This window comes from Pseudomonas sp. Soil_N_39, from assembly GCF_057655955.1.
Window position 1 is genome coordinate 49,943 of the sequence record NZ_JBDGLI010000001.1, and the last position, 15,781, is coordinate 65,723.

Below are 15,781 nucleotides of genomic sequence, written 5' to 3' on the forward strand. Positions count from 1 at the left end.
CCCAAAAAGGGAACCTATGCGCCGGCTCCGACCTGTCACCTTTGCCGCTTGCTTGTTGCCGCTCGTCCTGACGGCGTGTGGTGATTCTTCCACCGCTAAAGATCCGCGCACGCTTGCCCCCTTGGTGCGGGTCGCTGAAGTCCAGGGTTCGTCCGACGCCTCGCGCTCTTTTACCGGCGTCGTGGCGGCGCGTGTCCAGAGTGACCTGGGCTTTCGGGTGTCGGGCAAGGTGCTCGAGCGTCTGGTCGATACTGGGCAGGCCGTTAAGCGTGGTCAGCCGCTCATGCGTCTCGACCCCATCGATTTAGGGTTGCAAGCACGAGCGCAGCAAGAAGCTGTCGCTGCCGCCAAAGCTCGAGCCAAACAGACCGCCGATGACGAGGCGCGTTATCGCGACCTGGTTGCTGCCGGTGCCATTTCCGCCTCGGGCTACGACCAGATCAAAGCCGCCGCCGATACCGCCAAGGCGCAACTCAGCGCCGCGCAGGCGCAGGCTGACGTGGCCCGCAACGCGTCCGGCTATGCCGTGCTGCTCGCCGATGCCGACGGTGTAGTGATGGACACGCTGGCCGAGCCCGGGCAAGTCGTCAGTCCCGGGCAAACCGTGGTTCGACTGGCGCGGGCGGGGCAGCGCGAAGCCATTGTGCAATTGCCCGAAACCCTTCGGCCCGGCGCAGGCTCCACCGCCCAGGCGACGCTTTATGGCGCCACCGGGGGGGCTGTGACCGCGAAACTGAGGTTGCTGTCGGATTCGGCCGACCGCGTGACGCGCACCTTCGAGGCGCGCTATGTGCTTGAGGGCGCGTTGGCCAATGCACCGTTGGGAGCGACCGTCACGTTGCGTATCGCCGAAGGCACCGCGCAGCGGCAGACGCTGCAAGTGCCGATCGCCGCCATTTATGACGCGGGCAATGGTACGGGTGTATGGGGCATTGACGGCGAGCCGGCGAAAGTCACCTGGCGCCCTGTGCAAGTTCTGGGGCTGAGCGACGACGCCGCGCGAGTCACCGGCCCTCTCAATGTTGGCGAGCGTATTGTCGGGCTCGGCGCCCATCTGTTGCGTGAAGGTGAGGAAGTGCGGCTGGCGCAACCGGGTGATGTGAAGGTTGCCGGGGGCCGTCCATGAGCCTCAACCTGTCGGCACTCGCCGTGCGCGAGCGCTCCATTACCGTGTTTCTGATTTTCCTGATTGCCGTCGCGGGGACCTTGGCGTTCTTCCAGTTGGGGCGTGCCGAGGACCCGCCGTTCACGGTCAAGCAGTTGACCGTCATCACCGCATGGCCGGGCGCGACTGCTCAGGAGATGCAGGATCAGGTCGCCGAGCCTCTTGAAAAACGCTTGCAGGAACTGAAGTGGTACGACCGCACGGAAACCTACACCCGTCCCGGTCTGGCCTTCACCATGGTGTCGCTGGTCGATCGCACGCCACCTTCGCAGGTGCAGGAGGAGTTCTATCAGGCGCGCAAAAAACTCCAGGACGAGGCGCTCAAGTTGCCGGCGGGCGTCATTGGGCCGATGGTCAATGACGAGTTTTCCGATGTGACGTTCGCGCTGTTCGCCCTGAAAGCCAAGGGTGAGCCGCAGCGGCTACTGGTGCGTGATGCCGAAGCGTTGCGCCAGCGCCTGTTGCACGTGGCAGGGGTGAAAAAAGTCAACATCATCGGCGAGCGGGCCGAACGCATCTTTATTTCCTTCTCCCATGATCGGCTGGCCACCTTGGGCGTTTCTCCCCAGGACATCTTCGCGGCGTTGAATAGCCAGAACGCGCTCACGCCCGCCGGATCGATCGAAACCAACGGACCGCAGGTCTTCCTCCGGGTCGATGGCGCCTTCGATAAATTGGCGAAAATTCGTGACACGCCCCTGGCGATTCAGGGCCGCACCCTCAAGCTCTCGGATGTGGCGACCGTCGAGCGCGGTTATGAAGATCCGGCCACGTTCCTGGTGCGCAATAACGGCGAAGAAGCGCTGTTGCTGGGTGTCGTGATGCGTGAAGGCTGGAACGGCCTGGACCTGGGCAAGGCCCTGGATGCGGAGACGACCAAGATAAATGAAGGCATGCCACTGGGCATGACGTTGACCAAGGTCACCGATCAAGCCGTGAACATCGACTCGGCTGTCGGTGAGTTCATGGTCAAGTTTTTTGTCGCGCTGCTGGTTGTAATGCTCGTTTGCTTTCTCAGCATGGGCTGGCGTGTAGGTGTTGTGGTCGCAGCCGCCGTGCCGTTGACACTGGCGATAGTGTTTGTGGTGATGGCGGCCACCGGAAAGAACTTTGACCGCATCACCCTTGGGTCGCTGATCCTGGCGCTCGGGTTGTTGGTGGACGACGCCATCATCGCCATCGAAATGATGGTGGTGAAGATGGAGGAGGGCTACGACCGGATCAAGGCTTCCGCTTATGCCTGGAGCCACACGGCCGCACCGATGCTGTCCGGTACGCTGGTGACGGCGATCGGATTCATGCCCAACGGCTTCGCGCAATCGACCGCCGGTGAGTACACCAGCAACATGTTCTGGATCGTCGGCATTGCGCTGATCGCTTCCTGGGTGGTGGCGGTGGCGTTTACCCCTTACCTGGGGGTGAAGCTGTTGCCGGATATCAAGCAGGTCGAGGGCGGCCACGCCGCCATCTACAACACTCGCCATTACAATCGTTTTCGCCAGGTCCTGACCCGCGTCATCGCCCGCAAATGGTGGGTAGCCGGCACGGTGGTGGTGACATTTGTCGTGGCGATTCTGGGCATGGGCCTGGTCAAGAAACAGTTCTTCCCGACCTCCGACCGCCCGGAGGTGCTGATCGAAGTGCAAATGCCCTATGGAACCTCCATCGAGCAGACCAGCGCCGCCACCGCCAAGGTCGAGGCCTGGTTGCAGAAACAGGACGAGGCGAAAATCGTCACGGCCTACATCGGCCAGGGCGCGCCTCGCTTCTACCTGGCGATGGCGCCGGAACTGCCCGATCCATCGTTCGCCAAGATCGTGGTGTTGACCGACAGCCAGGAAGCACGCGAGACCCTCAAGTTCCGTCTCCGCGAGGCGGCGGCCGAGGGGCTTGCCCCGGAAGCGCGGATCCGGGTGACGCAACTGGTGTTCGGTCCGTATTCGCCGTTTCCGGTTGCTTACCGAGTGATGGGGCCGGATCCGTCGAAACTGCGCGAGATCGCGGAGCAGGTCCAAGGCATCATGCAAGCGAGCCCGCTGATGCGAACCGTCAATACCGACTGGGGACCACTGACGCCGACATTGCATTTCACCCTGGACCAGGATCGGTTGCAGGCGGTAGGCCTGACCTCAAATGCCGTTGCGCAGCAATTGCAGTTCCTGCTGGCGGGGGTGCCGATCACGGCGGTTCGCGAAGACATCCGTTCGGTGCAGGTGGTTGGTCGTGCGGCCGGTGACATTCGTCTCGATCCGGCCAGGATCGAGGGCTTTACCTTGGTGGGTGCGGCGGGCCAGCGCATTCCTCTGTCCCAGGTGGGTGAGGTCGATGTGCGCATGGAGGATCCGATTCTTCGTCGGCGTGACCGCACCCCGACCATGACCGTACGCGGCGACATTGCCGAAGGCTTGCAGCCTCCGGACGTCTCGGGCGCAATCATCAAATCCCTGCAACCGGTCATCGACACCCTGCCGAGCGGCTACCGGATCGAGCAGGCGGGCGCCATCGAGGAGTCGGGCAAGGCCGGCAAGGCGATCGTGCCGCTGGTGCCGATCATGGTGGCCCTGACCCTGCTGATCATCATCGTGCAGGTGCGTTCGATCTCGGCGATGATCATGGTGTTCCTCACCGCGCCCCTGGGCCTGATTGGCGTGGTGCCGACACTGCTGATCTTCCAGCAGCCGTTCGGGATCAACGCCCTGGTCGGTCTGATTGCACTCTCGGGCATCCTGATGCGTAACACGCTGATCCTGATCGGGCAGATCCATCACAACAAGCAAGAGGGGCTGGAGCCCTTCCACGCAGTCATCGAAGCCACGGTGCAACGGGCTCGTCCGGTGCTGCTGACGGCGCTGGCGGCCATCCTGGCCTTTATTCCGCTGACGCACTCGGTGTTCTGGGGCACGCTGGCCTACACACTGATCGGCGGCACGTTCGTCGGCACCATCATGACGCTGGTGTTCCTACCGGCGATGTATGCCATCTGGTTCAAGATCCGTCCCGACCGTCCAACGCACATCCCGGCAGCACCGTTGGCGTAAGCCAGCACTTTAATGAACGTCGATTGAGCAACGAAGAGGTTTGAAATGATGACTTCCCAAGGTCAAAAACGCATCGTCGTCACCGGCGTTGGCATTGTCGGTCCGCTGGGCTGTGGCGTGGAAGAGGTCTGGCAGCGGTTGTTGGCCGGGCGCTCGGGCATTCGTCTGCTGTCCGGTGATATCACCGAGGGGACGGGTGTAGCCGTGGGCGGTCAGGTGCCGTCGCTGGAGGAGGACGCCACCGCCGGTTATGACCCGGAGCGCACCATCCCGGCCAAGGATCGCAAGAAGATGGACCGCTTCATCGAGTTCGCGCTGGTGGCGGCTGAAGAGGCGTTGCAACAGGCCGGCTGGCAACCGACCGATGCCCAAGACCAGGAGCGGACGGCGACCATTATTTCCTCGGGCGTGGGTGGCTTTGGCACGATTGCCGATGCCGTGCGCACCACCGATGCCCGTGGTCCGCGCCGATTGTCACCGTTCACGGCACCGGCCTTCCTGGCGAACATGGCAGCCGGGCAGGTGTCCATTCGGCACGGTTTCAAAGGCCCGCTCGGTGCGCCGGTCACCGCCTGTGCGGCTGGGGTGCAGGCCATTGGCGATGCGGCCAGGCTCATCAGGAGCGGCGAGGCCGACATCGCCGTATGCGGAGGGACGGAAGCGGCGATAGACCGTGTGACCCTGGGCTGTTTTGCCGCCGCTCGGGCCTTGTCCACTGGGTTTGCCGAGCGCCCGCAAGAGGCCTCGCGTCCGTTCGATCGTGATCGCGATGGCTTTGTCATGGCCGAGGGGGCGGGGTTGCTGGTCATCGAGTCCTTGGAGCACGCCCTCGCACGTGGCGCCAAGCCCCTGGCGGAGCTGGTGGGTTATGGCACCAGCGCCGATGCTTACCACCTGACGGCAGGCCCGGAAGACGGCAACGGCGCCCGGCGCGCGATGGAGCAGGCGCTGCGCCAGGCCGCGGTCAGCCCTGCCGATGTGCAGCATATCAATGCCCATGCGACGTCGACTCAAGTTGGCGATAACGGTGAGCTGGCGGCGATTCGCTCGGTGTTCGGGCGCGATTCCGATGTGGCGATCACCTCCACCAAGTCCGCCACCGGGCATCTGTTGGGGGCGGCTGGTGGTATCGAGGCTATTTTTACGGTGTTGGCGCTTCGGGACCAGATCGTTCCGCCTACCCTGAATCTGGTTCATCCTGATGAAGCGGCTGCGGGGCTTGATCTGGTTGGCCTGGAGGCGAGGAAGATGCCGATGACCCATGCGCTTTCCAATGGGTTCGGGTTTGGTGGGGTTAATGCCAGTGTGCTGTTTCGACGTTGGGAGCCTGTGGTTTGAGTGGGGGCTTGGGAGCGGTGTGTATATCCGTTTTTTGCGTAACGGCTGCTTATGGTTCCGCTCTAACAGCGGGTCACTTTCGAAAAGCGCGAAAGTAACCAAAGCGCTTTTGCCCCACCACTCGGTGCCTCGCTAGGGCTCGGCATGCCTGAACGAAGGCATTGCTCCGTGGGCCCGCCGCGAAGGGCCATCCATGGCCCAGCGCGGCTAACCCGGCATTCATGCCGGGTTGCCCACTGCGCAATACCTTCGTTCAGCCATCGTGGTTAACGGGGCGCCCGAGATCAACGTCCTCCACGAGGCGGCCTGATAGCCGACCTGGTTCTGGGTGACCGCGCTCCTCCTGTGGGAGCGAGCCTGCTCGCGATGAGGCCTGCAAGCCCAGCATCCCTGTGACTGAACCACCGCCATCGCGAGCAAGCTCGCTCCCACACTGGATTTTCAGCAGACACAAAGTTTCATGTACGCCTGGCTTTCCTGTGGGAGCGGGCTTGCCCGCGAAGAGGCCGGCACATCCAACATCTTCATTGACTGAACCACCGCTATCGCGAGCAAGCTCGCTCCCACGCTGGATTTTCAGTAGACACAAAGTTTCATGTACGCCTGGCTTTCCTGTGGGAGCGGGCTTGCCCGCGATGAGGCCGATAGGCCCAATACCCATGTGACTAAACCACCGCCATCGCGAACATGAGCTTTGGGGGGGCGCTGCATCGGGTCACTTCATGTCCCTGACCTGCACCCACAGCACCGCGTCTTGCGACAGAGGTTTGCCCTTGTGGGTTTTCGTTGCGCCGATGTCGAGCGCCGCAATGCCCCACCAGCCGGCCCGGGGCAGGCCGATGGTCACGATGCCTTGGGCGTCCGAGTAGGTACTCTGGGCTTTGAATGAAGCTTGGGGGGCCGTGACGTAATCTTGTCCGCCGAAGGCGTTTTTCTCGAGATCAACGGAATGGTTGACGTATTCGATTTCGATTTCGGCGAACGGCACAGGTTTTCCGCCGGCCAGTACCACGGCGCGGAACACACCGCCCGTCCAGTTGGCATAAGGCTTGTTCAATGGCTGGATCTCAACCGGCAACCCTTGTGGTTCTGCCCAGTTGCTGGGGACTCCGCCCACGTTCACGATCAGCTTGGTGAACTGCTGGATGTAGATGTCTTCCTCGGTTTCCAGGTAGGGCTCGGGTTCGAGTACGAAGATATGGTCACCCAATGTACGCACCAACTCCTTTGGAATCGAGGCACGATAGGCCCTCGTTCGGTTGTCGCGACTCTGCCATTCGACGGGGCGCAAGTATTTGCGCAGATCGATTTTTTCCTCGCCGTGGGCGCTGGTGTGGCTGAAGGCGCGAGGTTCATCCATGGTCATGGTGGGGCCGCCGGAGAAGGGGTGGGTGAACACCAGCGCGAACTCGAGTTTTTCCGCGCGCTGCAGCGCCGTTTCCTCAAGGTAGAGCATCTGGAAATGGGCCTGTGCAGCGCCGGTCAAACCAGTGAATGTGGTCGCGGCCAGGGCCTGGAGCAGTTTGCGTTTGAACGTCATGGTCGTTTTCACCTTGAAATGTCGGAAGACTGAATCGTGATCTCATGGCCGGCTCCGCCGAAGAACACCACGGAGTAGCTCCCGGCGGGAGGCTGGAATGTGTAGGTGTTGTCCTTGTCGACCTCGCCTTGGAGCAATACCTTGTTGCTCGGGTCCTGGACATGGATTTGCCTGCCGGCGGCCGAGCTGCCGTCGGTGAAGCCCGCCTCGCACGTCACCCGGTTATCGCCCTCGATGTAGCAATCGAAAACGGGGCCGTGGGCGAAGGCTGCCTGGCTGAACATCAAGGCGCCTGCCATCGGTATTCGCAGTATTGAACCTATGGGTTTCATAACGTCTCGCCGTCAAAATCGATCATTGGGGAAGGGGCTGACCATCGCCCCTCGTACTGTCATTGCCAGTCGTGGTGAAGGCCGCCAGCAAGGCCTCCAGGTTCGAACCCATGAGTGTTTCGTATCCGTTGGCCGTGTCGGCGAGCATTCCCGGGTTGCCCGTATCGAGGATCAGCAGCCGTGCGCCCCCGTCCTCGATGGCCTTGGCAATCCGGGCGTCCGGTGCCCACTTGTGGACCACCACGCGGATGTCACGCTCGCGCAGGTAGCGGGTCAGCGCGGAGCGATCGGCGTCGCTCCAGTCGAGGTCCTGGCGGACGAACCAGCCGTCGACAAAGATGCCGAACTCGCCGAACAGGTAGATGAACTCATTGGCCAGCGACAGCACGCGCAGATCCGGCACCGCCGTCAATCGGGTGCCGTAGTCGGCCTTGAGTTGGCGCAAGCGGCCTTCAAGTGCAGCGAGGTTGCGTTCTATCCGTGGCGCATCGGCGGGAGCCAGGCGTGCCAGGTCGGCGGCGATCAGCGCTGACATGCGCATGGCGTTGACGGGGCCGAGCCAGGCGTAGGGTGACGGGCCCTCATCGACATCGCCCGCGGCGGCCCAGGGAATGTCGTTCACTGGCGCGTGGGCCACGGCTACGCCGGGCTTGACGGTGTCCCATGAGCGCGAGGCATCGATCTCGACGATCCGCAGGTTGTGGCGGCGTGCCGTCGCATACAGCGGATCTGCGCGCCAGAGGCTGCTGAGGGTGACCACGGCTTCGGCCTGCTGGAACACCGCGGCGTCGAGGCGCGACAGCGAGTTGGCCTGGCTTTCCATGGGCACGGCTGCGTCCTTCGGAACACGGACGATCTCCAGGGACGTGCCGGCGCTGAGTACCGAGGTGAGCGCATACACAGCAGGCAATGCGACAAGCACTTGCTGCTGGTCGGTATCGGCAGCGGTCGAAAACGGGATGCCCAGCAGCAGCGCCAGCATCGTCAGCCAGGACCTATAGACCCCTTTTCTATTCATACGCTGGCCCCCCTGAACCGGGATGCGGTAGCGCGCATGACGGTGGTGGCGATGAACACCAGGGCGGCGACGATCACGATGGCGCCGCCCGTTGGTACGGGGATGTGGAATTGCATGGGGGCCAGGATGCCCACCACGCAGGAAAAGGTCGCAATCAGGACGGCTCGTGCGACCAGCCCCGGCAGCGACCGGCTGATGTTGCGTGCTGCCGCGGCCGGTATGAGCAGCAGGGCTTCGACGAGCACGGCACCGATGATTTTCAGGCAGGCAACCGTCACCAGGGTGACCAGCACGACAAACAGGTATTCGACGCTTCGCACCCGCACGCCACGCGCATGGGCCAGGCTTGGATTGAGGCTGGCCAACAGCATGCCGTTGTACAGCGGCAACCCAAGCAGCGCGCACAGCGCCGTTACGCCAAGCAGCACGTTCATGTCGGTGTGGTCCACCGCCAGGATGGAACCGAACAGCACGCTTTCCATTACGTGGGTGTTGATCTTCGCCGACACGAACAGCAACAGCGAGGCCCCGACCGCCAGGGAGATGGACAGGAACACGCCGATCAGCGTGTCATTGGCCAATGTGGTGCGGTGCTGTGTGTACTTCAGCGTCAGGGCGAACAGCAAGCAGAAGCCGAACATCGAGAAGTAGGGGGATGTGTAGGATTCGCCGATCAGCACGCCAATGGCGACGCCGGTCATCGCTGCATTACCGACGGACTGACTGAAGAACGCCATGCGCTTGATCATCACCATCGAGCCCAGTACGCCCAGCAGCGGGCCGATGAGCACGGCGCAGAGCAGCGCGTTGATCACGAACTCGTACTCGAACGGTTGCGGCAGCAAGCTACTGGCGGCGAGCGCCTGCAGGTGGCTGCGAATGAAGTCGTATAGGGCGTTCATTGGGCGCTCTCCAACGAATGGGCGACCTGGTCGGGGGCGCCATGGAACAATACCCGCCGGTTGATCACGGTCACTGATTGGGCGATGCGCCGGACTTGTTCCAGGTCATGGTTGATCCACAGGATGGTGACCCCACGACCGTGCAATTCGGCCACCAGCGCCTCCACCAGCCGCACGCCCGGCTCGTCGATGCCAGCGGTCGGTTCGTCGAGAATCAACAGCCAGGGCGCCGGACTGATCGCCTGGGCCAGCAGCACGCGCTGGCGCTGGCCACCGGACAGGCTGCCAAAGGCTTTGGTGCCCATTCCGGCCACGCCGGTACGCGCCAGGGCCTCGGCATTGGCCGCCTTGGCGGCTCGGCTGGCGCCCAGGAAGGCCGGCCGGCGCTGACCAAGAAGCGCCATGAGATCGTTGACCGTCATCGGCAGGTTGCGGTCGAAGTCCGGCAATTGCGGGACATAGCCCATGGGTGTCGTCACCTCGCCCTCGAAGCGGACCGTCCCTGAATGCGGCATCTGGCCCAGCAGTGCGCGCACCAGTGACGTCTTGCCGCCGCCATTGGGACCGACGAGGCAGTGCAGCGCACCGGCTTCCACCCGAAAGCTGACGTCGTCGAGCACTTGCGTACCGCCCAGTTGCAGGGAAACGTGATCGAATACGATGGCGGGACCGCGCATGACTTGTTCCTCTTTCATCGCTGCGTAAACTCAACGGCTTCGGCCAAGGTCTCGAGGTTCTCGCGCATTGCCACCTCGAATTCCTCCGCGCTGTAGGCTGTGCCGGTGATGTGCGACAGCGCGAAGACTTTCACGCCGGTGGCGGCTTCGATCGGCTTGGCGAGGTCGAGTGAGAAGTTTTTTTCGGCGAACAGCACCCGAACATTGGCCTTCTTGATCGCGTCGAGGGTGTTGGCCAACTGGCGCGCCGTGGGTGCGACGCCATGACGAGGTTCGATCACGGCGCTCACGAACAGGCCGAACTCCTGCATCATGTAGTCGTAGCCGGCATGGGTCGTCGCACAGCGGAACGATGACAGATCCAGGGCGGCGAAGCGGGTCATGAAGCCGGCCCGTAATGCTCGGATGCGTGCGGCATAGGCGAGGGCGTTTTGTCGATACGCCGCAGCATTGTCCGGGTCCAGTTCCCCCAACCGGCGAGTGATCTCGAAGACCTGCTGTATCGCTGCCGTGGTGGATACGAAGGTGTGCGGATTGACCACCTTGGCGCCGCCCTGGTCACCGCCGATGGGAATCAGGGCCACTGAGGCATTGGCCTGGATGATCGGCAGCGTCGCCCCACGACCGGCAGCCTTGACGATCTGGAAGGCCCATTCATCGTGCCCGATGCCATTGACGACCAGGGCATCGAGCGTCATCGCGCGGGTGATGTCGTCCGGTTGCGGTTGATAGTTGTGCGGATTCGCTTGTGCCGGGATGAGCGCAACGACCTCGGCCCGATCACCGACGATATTCGCTACGAAACTGTAATAGGGGTGCAGGGTGACGCCGATCTTGAGCTTCTTGCCCAAGGGGGGCGTCGAGTCGGCGAGTGCGATGGCGGGTATCAGCACCAGCAGTGTCAGGCAACGGCGCCACAGTGTGCGGTATTTCGTAGAAACGGTCATGGCTGGTTTCCTTTAACGCGTTCGACTTCGCTGGCGCCGTCGTAAGGAATGACCTGACGCCAACCTTTGCCGACCAGCGATTCGGGCTTGACGATCCCGGGGTAGGGCGCATTCGGGTCGGGGTGGACCCAGATTGTTGCCTGGTTGGCCCACATGACGCCGGCATGGGCGTGTCCAATGACGAGCAGGTAGGCGCTCTGGCCGGGCGCGCGGCCGGCGGCGCCGTAGTAGACCGTCGCGCCCTGGCCCTGGGTGGCTTGCGACACTTCGTTGGTGGCCGGGGCAGCAGCGTCGTCTTCGTGCTCATCGACGGAACCGGCATGGGGCAGGTGGCCGCCAGGCAGGATCAACTGCCAATGCACCTCGCCGTTGGTCTTCCAGAAGGCGTCCCGGTAGAAGGGCGGCAGCAAAATTTCCTGAGCACGCTCCAGGGTGATCCAACCGCCGGTGTCGTTGTTGTTCCAGATGATTTCTTCACCGGCAGGCAGCAGGGCGCTGTGGATGGCCTGGTCGACCGCACCCAGGCCATCGAAGGAACGCACCTGCCAGCTCAAGGGCGTCGGCGGTCCGGCGTGCTGTGGGCGCAGCAGCACATAGCCTGTCACGCTGGCGATGATTGCCAGGGTCGCTAGTACCAGGGCCAGCGATTCCCAGTGGCCGGAAGCCGGGCGCACGACCTTGGTCGCGCCGTTGGCGTCAGCGTCGGGCCAGGTTCGCGACAGGCGCGCCATCAGACGAACCCGATCCAGCGGCCAAGGCCTATCACGCTCACCCACAGCGCCAACGAGCAGAATCCAGCGACACGGGCCTGGCCGGGAGGCGGCAGAGTCGTGTCCCATTCCTCGATTCGGCGATAGGCGCCCAAGTGGAAGATCCCCATGTTCAGGCCCGCCAGCACTAACACGCCCATCTTCCACCAGAACACGCTGTTTTGCGCATAGGTGGTGGCATTGGAAACGAACATGAGCAGACCGGTGATCACGCAGGCTGCGAAGGCAACCCAGGTGTAGGGCAGCAGTTCCTGGATCAGCCGGAGCGCGCTGCGACGATGGGAGGCGATGCCGAGCAGGCGCAAGTCGACGACGGCGATGGTCCCGAACACGAGGGCAATGCCGATCACGTGCACTGACTCCAGGTTTGGAAAAATGGAACCCGACTCTCTGATCTGGGCGGCGACAGAGGTGTCCTCGAGGGCTTGCAATATCGATTGGATGTCCATGGCAAATACCTGAAAAAAAACATTGAAAACGCTGGGATCAGTAGGCAATCCAGCGACCACAGAAGATCACGACGCACCACAGGGCGATCGACAGCCAGGCCAGGGCCTTGATGGGCGGCTTTTCGTCGGCGCCTTGTGCAGGGCCGACAGCGCGCAGCAACGGACGCCGGACCGACCAGGTCAGCGAGAACACGGCGACGACCAGGAACATCTTCAGCCAGAACGTTGTGTTGACGAGCACCCGATCGGGCTCGCCGATGACCATGACCAATCCGCTGAGGAGCAGGACGATGAGCGCCGCGCGCATCCATGGGAAGTAACGGCGCACGACGCCGCCCATGGGTTCGTCGGTAGCGAACACGCCCGCGAGCCTGAGGTCGGAGATGACCGCAGCGCCGAAGATCACTGCGATGGCGACGATATGAACGCTCTGGACGGTGGGCACGACCCAGGACATGTCCCTGATGGCCGTGCTTAACGGTGACGCGTAGATCCAGGCGATGATGAGTTCTGATGACATCTGCTTTGCTTCCGCGTTGAGTTAGAAGTCTTGAGGTTTCGCGATCGGACGCAGGCCCGTTGCGTCCTCCGGGAGGAGATAGCCTTGCTTGATCGAGAGGCGCTTGGCGTCTTCGAATGCCTGTGCGTAATGGCTGAAACTGCCATAGCGCTGGCCAAGCACGTCCTTGGCGTAGGGCACCTTGGTGTCGTAGATCAGGCCGCAGCCGGTCTCCTGGTCGGTGAGGTAGGTCGCGCTGGGCACCTGGATCCAGGGCGGGCGCACGCCCCCTTGCAAGTTGCCGGTAGCGGGGTCGCGCACGGCGGCCTTGCCCTCGCGTACGACTCGGGGGGCCTTCGGCATGGCTTTGCCCTCGCGCACCCAGTGGTCCATGCCATCCAGGAGGGCCGAGACGACCAGTTCCGCCGGCTCGTCGTACAGCGTCCGGCACCGTGGGTCGTCGCCCTTGCCGACGTCGTTCGCGAACAGTTCGGTATGTTCCGTACCGAGGTCGGCCAGCCGCAGATGGGGCATGCCGGTCACTTCGTAATAACGAAGCTGCGGGCTGTCGGTGTCCGGCGGCAGGTCGATGCCTTCGATCACGTCGTGCATCAGTTCGGACTGGCTGTAGACGGTCACGAACGGCACGCCGTCGGGCATCTGCCGCGGCAGCCGGATCACGTCGCCGCCCACCTCGCCATAGGCCATGCGCCCCGTCATATAGGCATCGATCAACGGCCGTGCGTCGGGCATGCGCCATTGCTGGTGCCGGCCCTGGTCGAGGTAGTCCATCCAGACTTGCGCGGTCACCGCCCAGCTGTTGACGTAGACGCGATGCACATCCAGGCCGGCCAAAGGGCCTTGCGCTGCATTGGTTTTGAGCAGTAACGCCAGCTGCGCCGCGATCCCCTGTGACTGTGGCACGAACGGGTCAGGACCTTCACCACGGGTGAAACGCTGTGGATCGTAGTAGGTGCCCAGCGGCGCATAGCGCGCGTAGTCGAAGCGGCGCATGAACTCGAAGTTCACGATCCGTCCGTACTGGGCAATTTGCTCCGCTTCGGCGGCCGGGGTATCCGCGATGAACTTGGGATCGACGGCCGGCTTGTTCATGTTCAGCGTGTAGCCGACGTACGCGTAGCCGCGCCGCAGCAAGTAGTCACGGGTCAGGATCCATCCTGCGCCACGCTCGCCAAACCAACTGAACGGCTCGATCACCACCGTGCCATTGAAGCGCGCCGGGTCTGTTGGTTTACGCACCAGGATGCGCGTGGTGTAAGGCGCCTCGAAGAGGGTTTTGCCGGCGGCGGTAATGGCTGGGGCGACGCCTTGCAGGTAAAACTCCTCCTCGACGTAGCCGTACTTGGCGAGATCGCTGTGCTCCGTGCCCGGCCGTTTCGCCGACGACAGCGGTGGCTCGCTGGAGGGCGGTATGGCGATGGCCGTGGGCATGCGCGGCACCTCGGCGAACGTGTTCGAGGTGAGGATCAGCGAGAGCATGACCCCTGGCAGCATCGGCCGTAGAAGGCTGATAGTTATTGGTCGTTCCATCCGGTCATCTCCAAGGGAGCAACGTCAGCCTGGTTTGGGGGCGCTTCGCACCCCAGCGGGAGCAAGCTCCCTCGCCACGGTTTTGCGTTTGGCTGGGCAGTGCTGTGGGGTAATCAGATCCCATTACGTTGCCCGCCAACCTGTGGCAAACGCCGCCTTTTGTGGCGAGGGAGCTTGCTCCCGCTGGGCTGCGCAGCAGCCCCAACACTGTCTTGATCCAATAGGGGCTTCACTCACGGCTGAGGGACGCCTTGCCCTCGCTGTCGATCACGATCTGGTTGTTCTCGCAGACATATTCTTGAATGGCGTAGTTGGAGCGCTTGTAGTCGAACGTGAAGCGATACGGGGTGTTGAGCACCTGCGGGTCTTCGATCACCACCTGGTTCTGCAAGTGGTCTGGCCCCTTTAGCCTGATGCGTTCGGTGATCTTCATCGCCTCACCGTGGGGAACGTCATAGAACGTCACGTCGGTTCGCACGCGTTGCGTCTCCACCACCAGCGTGTCGCCTTCCCAGTGGCCGCGGGAATGGCCCTGATATTTGGGGTCGAGCTTCTCTTTGGGCGGCATGGCTTGGTTCAGGAGAATCCGCCGCACCTGCTGGAGGTACTCGCCGAGGACAATCACCTGCTTGTCGTCGTGAATGATCTGGATCGGAAACAGCGCCGCCATCATCGTCGGCATGCCTTCGGGCAGGCACCTGGAGCTCGTTGTGGCCAATGGCGCGCCGGCTTCATTCGCGGCGGCTTGTTTCTTTTTCAGTGCGGCGTATTCGCCAGCGTAGGGTTCCTTCAGGTCCATCGGGCCGCCAGGGTGCACCGGATCGTCCGGGTTCTCACCGAACCAGTCGTCCGGGGTTCTTTCCCAGGTGCCGCTGATGTCCGGGCGCGGGTTGTTCTGGGATTTGGACGGCGCTGCGTGGCACACCCCGACGACCGTCGCGAGGATGACGCCGAAGAAGATTGTTGCTGCGCTCAAGGTTCGTACCGGTTTCATTGAAACGTCTCCACGCTGCTGGCTGGCTTGTTCGGTTTGGCTCGGTGGCCATGAAGCTGGGAAGGAGCCAACTTCTTATCCGCCGCCCGTGAGCACGACGTCACCGATTTTGATCTCCACCAGCAGGCCGCCCGGATCACCGTTTTTCAGCGGCCTGAAGGACACCTCGGCGCTCTCGCCGGCCTTGATCGAATCAGCGCTCCAGCCAGCACGCTGCAACGCGTTGACGCTGCCCGTCTCGATCTTGAATCGCTGGGGCGGCGGGCCGGGGGTATCGAGGTAGATCGTGATGTGCGGATTGGTCCAGGCAAAGCGCTCGACGACGCCCTTGACTGTGACGGTCTTGGTCTGGTCGAACAGTGCGAATGAATGGTGGGCAGTGGCCAGGGACGGCAGGGCACTGCAGGCGACGATGGTCAGTAGGCAAAGCCCCTGACGTAACAGCGGTATTGGGGTCATGACGGGTGCCTCATTCTTATGCGTTCTTATGGCCCCAGCATAGGGGCGACGCCTGGGCATGCCGTAGCCCAAAACGGCAACCGTTCAAGTCTCTGGAAATGT

Annotated in this window: 15 protein-coding genes; 3 read left to right on the forward strand and 12 right to left on the reverse strand. The window is 62.8% G+C overall.

The annotated features are described in order from the left end of the window. The first annotated feature begins 16 nt into the window (after positions 1–16). Genes AC3A5O_RS00200 through fabF form a run of 3 tightly spaced genes read left to right on the forward strand, consistent with a single transcriptional unit; the run spans position 17 to position 5,541 of the window. Complete coding sequence (locus AC3A5O_RS00200) at positions 17–1,126, forward strand: efflux RND transporter periplasmic adaptor subunit (protein WP_122567368.1); 1,110 nt, start codon at positions 17–19, stop codon at positions 1,124–1,126. Next, positions 1,123–4,203, forward strand: a complete 3,081-nt coding sequence (locus AC3A5O_RS00205) for an efflux RND transporter permease subunit (RefSeq protein ID WP_487752706.1) — start codon at positions 1,123–1,125, stop codon at positions 4,201–4,203. Before AC3A5O_RS00200 ends, AC3A5O_RS00205 begins: the two co-directional genes overlap by 4 nt. Positions 4,204–4,248: 45 nt before the next feature. Next, positions 4,249–5,541: a beta-ketoacyl-ACP synthase II gene (gene fabF / locus AC3A5O_RS00210; protein ID WP_305467107.1), complete on the forward strand. Its 1,293-nt coding sequence runs from the start codon at positions 4,249–4,251 to the stop codon at positions 5,539–5,541. Positions 5,542–6,256: 715 nt separating this feature from the next. Here fabF and AC3A5O_RS00215 read toward each other — a convergent pair. From AC3A5O_RS00215 to AC3A5O_RS00270, 12 genes are all read right to left on the reverse strand, one after another. After that, positions 6,257–7,081, reverse strand: coding sequence for a DUF4198 domain-containing protein (locus tag AC3A5O_RS00215; protein WP_305481632.1), 825 nt, complete (start codon positions 7,079–7,081; stop codon positions 6,257–6,259). Between the two features lie 8 nt (positions 7,082–7,089). Further along, complete coding sequence (locus tag AC3A5O_RS00220) at positions 7,090–7,365, reverse strand: hypothetical protein (RefSeq protein WP_240998474.1); 276 nt, start codon at positions 7,363–7,365, stop codon at positions 7,090–7,092. Positions 7,366–7,435: 70 nt separating this feature from the next. After that, positions 7,436–8,431 carry a metal ABC transporter solute-binding protein, Zn/Mn family gene (locus AC3A5O_RS00225; protein ID WP_487752707.1) on the reverse strand — a complete coding sequence of 332 codons (996 nt, stop codon included), beginning with the start codon at positions 8,429–8,431 and terminating at the stop codon, positions 7,436–7,438. After that, positions 8,428–9,333 carry a metal ABC transporter permease gene (locus tag AC3A5O_RS00230; protein ID WP_122566948.1) on the reverse strand — a complete coding sequence of 302 codons (906 nt, stop codon included), beginning with the start codon at positions 9,331–9,333 and terminating at the stop codon, positions 8,428–8,430. The genes AC3A5O_RS00225 and AC3A5O_RS00230 overlap by 4 nt, the downstream gene beginning before the upstream one ends. After that, entirely contained in the window at positions 9,330–10,010 is a 681-nt protein-coding gene (locus tag AC3A5O_RS00235; protein WP_487752708.1) for a metal ABC transporter ATP-binding protein, read from the reverse strand. The genes AC3A5O_RS00230 and AC3A5O_RS00235 overlap by 4 nt, the downstream gene beginning before the upstream one ends. Before the next feature lie 14 nt (positions 10,011–10,024). Further along, a complete protein-coding gene (locus AC3A5O_RS00240) occupies positions 10,025–10,957 on the reverse strand; it encodes a metal ABC transporter solute-binding protein, Zn/Mn family (RefSeq protein WP_305481628.1) in 933 nt (310 codons plus the stop codon). Further along, a complete protein-coding gene (locus tag AC3A5O_RS00245) occupies positions 10,954–11,688 on the reverse strand; it encodes a DUF6162 family protein (protein ID WP_487752709.1) in 735 nt (244 codons plus the stop codon). The genes AC3A5O_RS00240 and AC3A5O_RS00245 overlap by 4 nt, the downstream gene beginning before the upstream one ends. Then, positions 11,688–12,176 carry a DUF6644 family protein gene (locus AC3A5O_RS00250; protein ID WP_305467097.1) on the reverse strand — a complete coding sequence of 163 codons (489 nt, stop codon included), beginning with the start codon at positions 12,174–12,176 and terminating at the stop codon, positions 11,688–11,690. Before AC3A5O_RS00250 ends, AC3A5O_RS00245 begins: the two co-directional genes overlap by 1 nt. 37 nt (positions 12,177–12,213) lie before the next feature. Beyond that, the gene (locus tag AC3A5O_RS00255; protein ID WP_487752710.1) at positions 12,214–12,696 is read right to left on the reverse strand and encodes a DUF6644 family protein; all 483 of its coding nucleotides are present in this window, start codon (positions 12,694–12,696) and stop codon (positions 12,214–12,216) included. A gap of 21 nt (positions 12,697–12,717) precedes the next feature. Next, positions 12,718–14,226: an alpha/beta hydrolase domain-containing protein gene (locus AC3A5O_RS00260; RefSeq protein ID WP_305481624.1), complete on the reverse strand. Its 1,509-nt coding sequence runs from the start codon at positions 14,224–14,226 to the stop codon at positions 12,718–12,720. A gap of 229 nt (positions 14,227–14,455) precedes the next feature. Next, a complete protein-coding gene (locus AC3A5O_RS00265; RefSeq protein ID WP_122566941.1) occupies positions 14,456–15,220 on the reverse strand; it encodes a hypothetical protein in 765 nt (254 codons plus the stop codon). Between the two features lie 75 nt (positions 15,221–15,295). Next, positions 15,296–15,679 (reverse strand): DUF6152 family protein, encoded by a 384-nt coding sequence (locus tag AC3A5O_RS00270; protein ID WP_305481622.1) that lies wholly within the window; start codon positions 15,677–15,679, stop codon positions 15,296–15,298. Positions 15,680–15,781 lie beyond the last annotated feature (102 nt).

Excerpts from the sequence above, each read along its gene's own strand:
- AC3A5O_RS00200 (WP_122567368.1), top strand. The coding sequence starts at position 17 with ATGCGCCGGCTCCGACCTGTCACCTTTGCCGCTTGCTTGTTGCCGCTC.
- AC3A5O_RS00205 (WP_487752706.1), top strand. The coding sequence starts at position 1,123 with ATGAGCCTCAACCTGTCGGCACTCGCCGTGCGCGAGCGCTCCATTACC.
- fabF (WP_305467107.1), top strand. The coding sequence starts at position 4,249 with ATGATGACTTCCCAAGGTCAAAAACGCATCGTCGTCACCGGCGTTGGC.
- AC3A5O_RS00215 (WP_305481632.1), bottom strand. The coding sequence starts at position 7,081 with ATGACGTTCAAACGCAAACTGCTCCAGGCCCTGGCCGCGACCACATTC.
- AC3A5O_RS00220 (WP_240998474.1), bottom strand. The coding sequence starts at position 7,365 with ATGTTCAGCCAGGCAGCCTTCGCCCACGGCCCCGTTTTCGATTGCTAC.
- AC3A5O_RS00225 (WP_487752707.1), bottom strand. The coding sequence starts at position 8,431 with ATGAATAGAAAAGGGGTCTATAGGTCCTGGCTGACGATGCTGGCGCTG.
- AC3A5O_RS00230 (WP_122566948.1), bottom strand. The coding sequence starts at position 9,333 with ATGAACGCCCTATACGACTTCATTCGCAGCCACCTGCAGGCGCTCGCC.
- AC3A5O_RS00235 (WP_487752708.1), bottom strand. The coding sequence starts at position 10,010 with ATGCGCGGTCCCGCCATCGTATTCGATCACGTTTCCCTGCAACTGGGC.
- AC3A5O_RS00240 (WP_305481628.1), bottom strand. The coding sequence starts at position 10,957 with ATGACCGTTTCTACGAAATACCGCACACTGTGGCGCCGTTGCCTGACA.
- AC3A5O_RS00245 (WP_487752709.1), bottom strand. The coding sequence starts at position 11,688 with ATGGCGCGCCTGTCGCGAACCTGGCCCGACGCTGACGCCAACGGCGCG.
- AC3A5O_RS00250 (WP_305467097.1), bottom strand. The coding sequence starts at position 12,176 with ATGGACATCCAATCGATATTGCAAGCCCTCGAGGACACCTCTGTCGCC.
- AC3A5O_RS00255 (WP_487752710.1), bottom strand. The coding sequence starts at position 12,696 with ATGTCATCAGAACTCATCATCGCCTGGATCTACGCGTCACCGTTAAGC.
- AC3A5O_RS00260 (WP_305481624.1), bottom strand. The coding sequence starts at position 14,226 with ATGGAACGACCAATAACTATCAGCCTTCTACGGCCGATGCTGCCAGGG.
- AC3A5O_RS00265 (WP_122566941.1), bottom strand. The coding sequence starts at position 15,220 with ATGAAACCGGTACGAACCTTGAGCGCAGCAACAATCTTCTTCGGCGTC.
- AC3A5O_RS00270 (WP_305481622.1), bottom strand. The coding sequence starts at position 15,679 with ATGACCCCAATACCGCTGTTACGTCAGGGGCTTTGCCTACTGACCATC.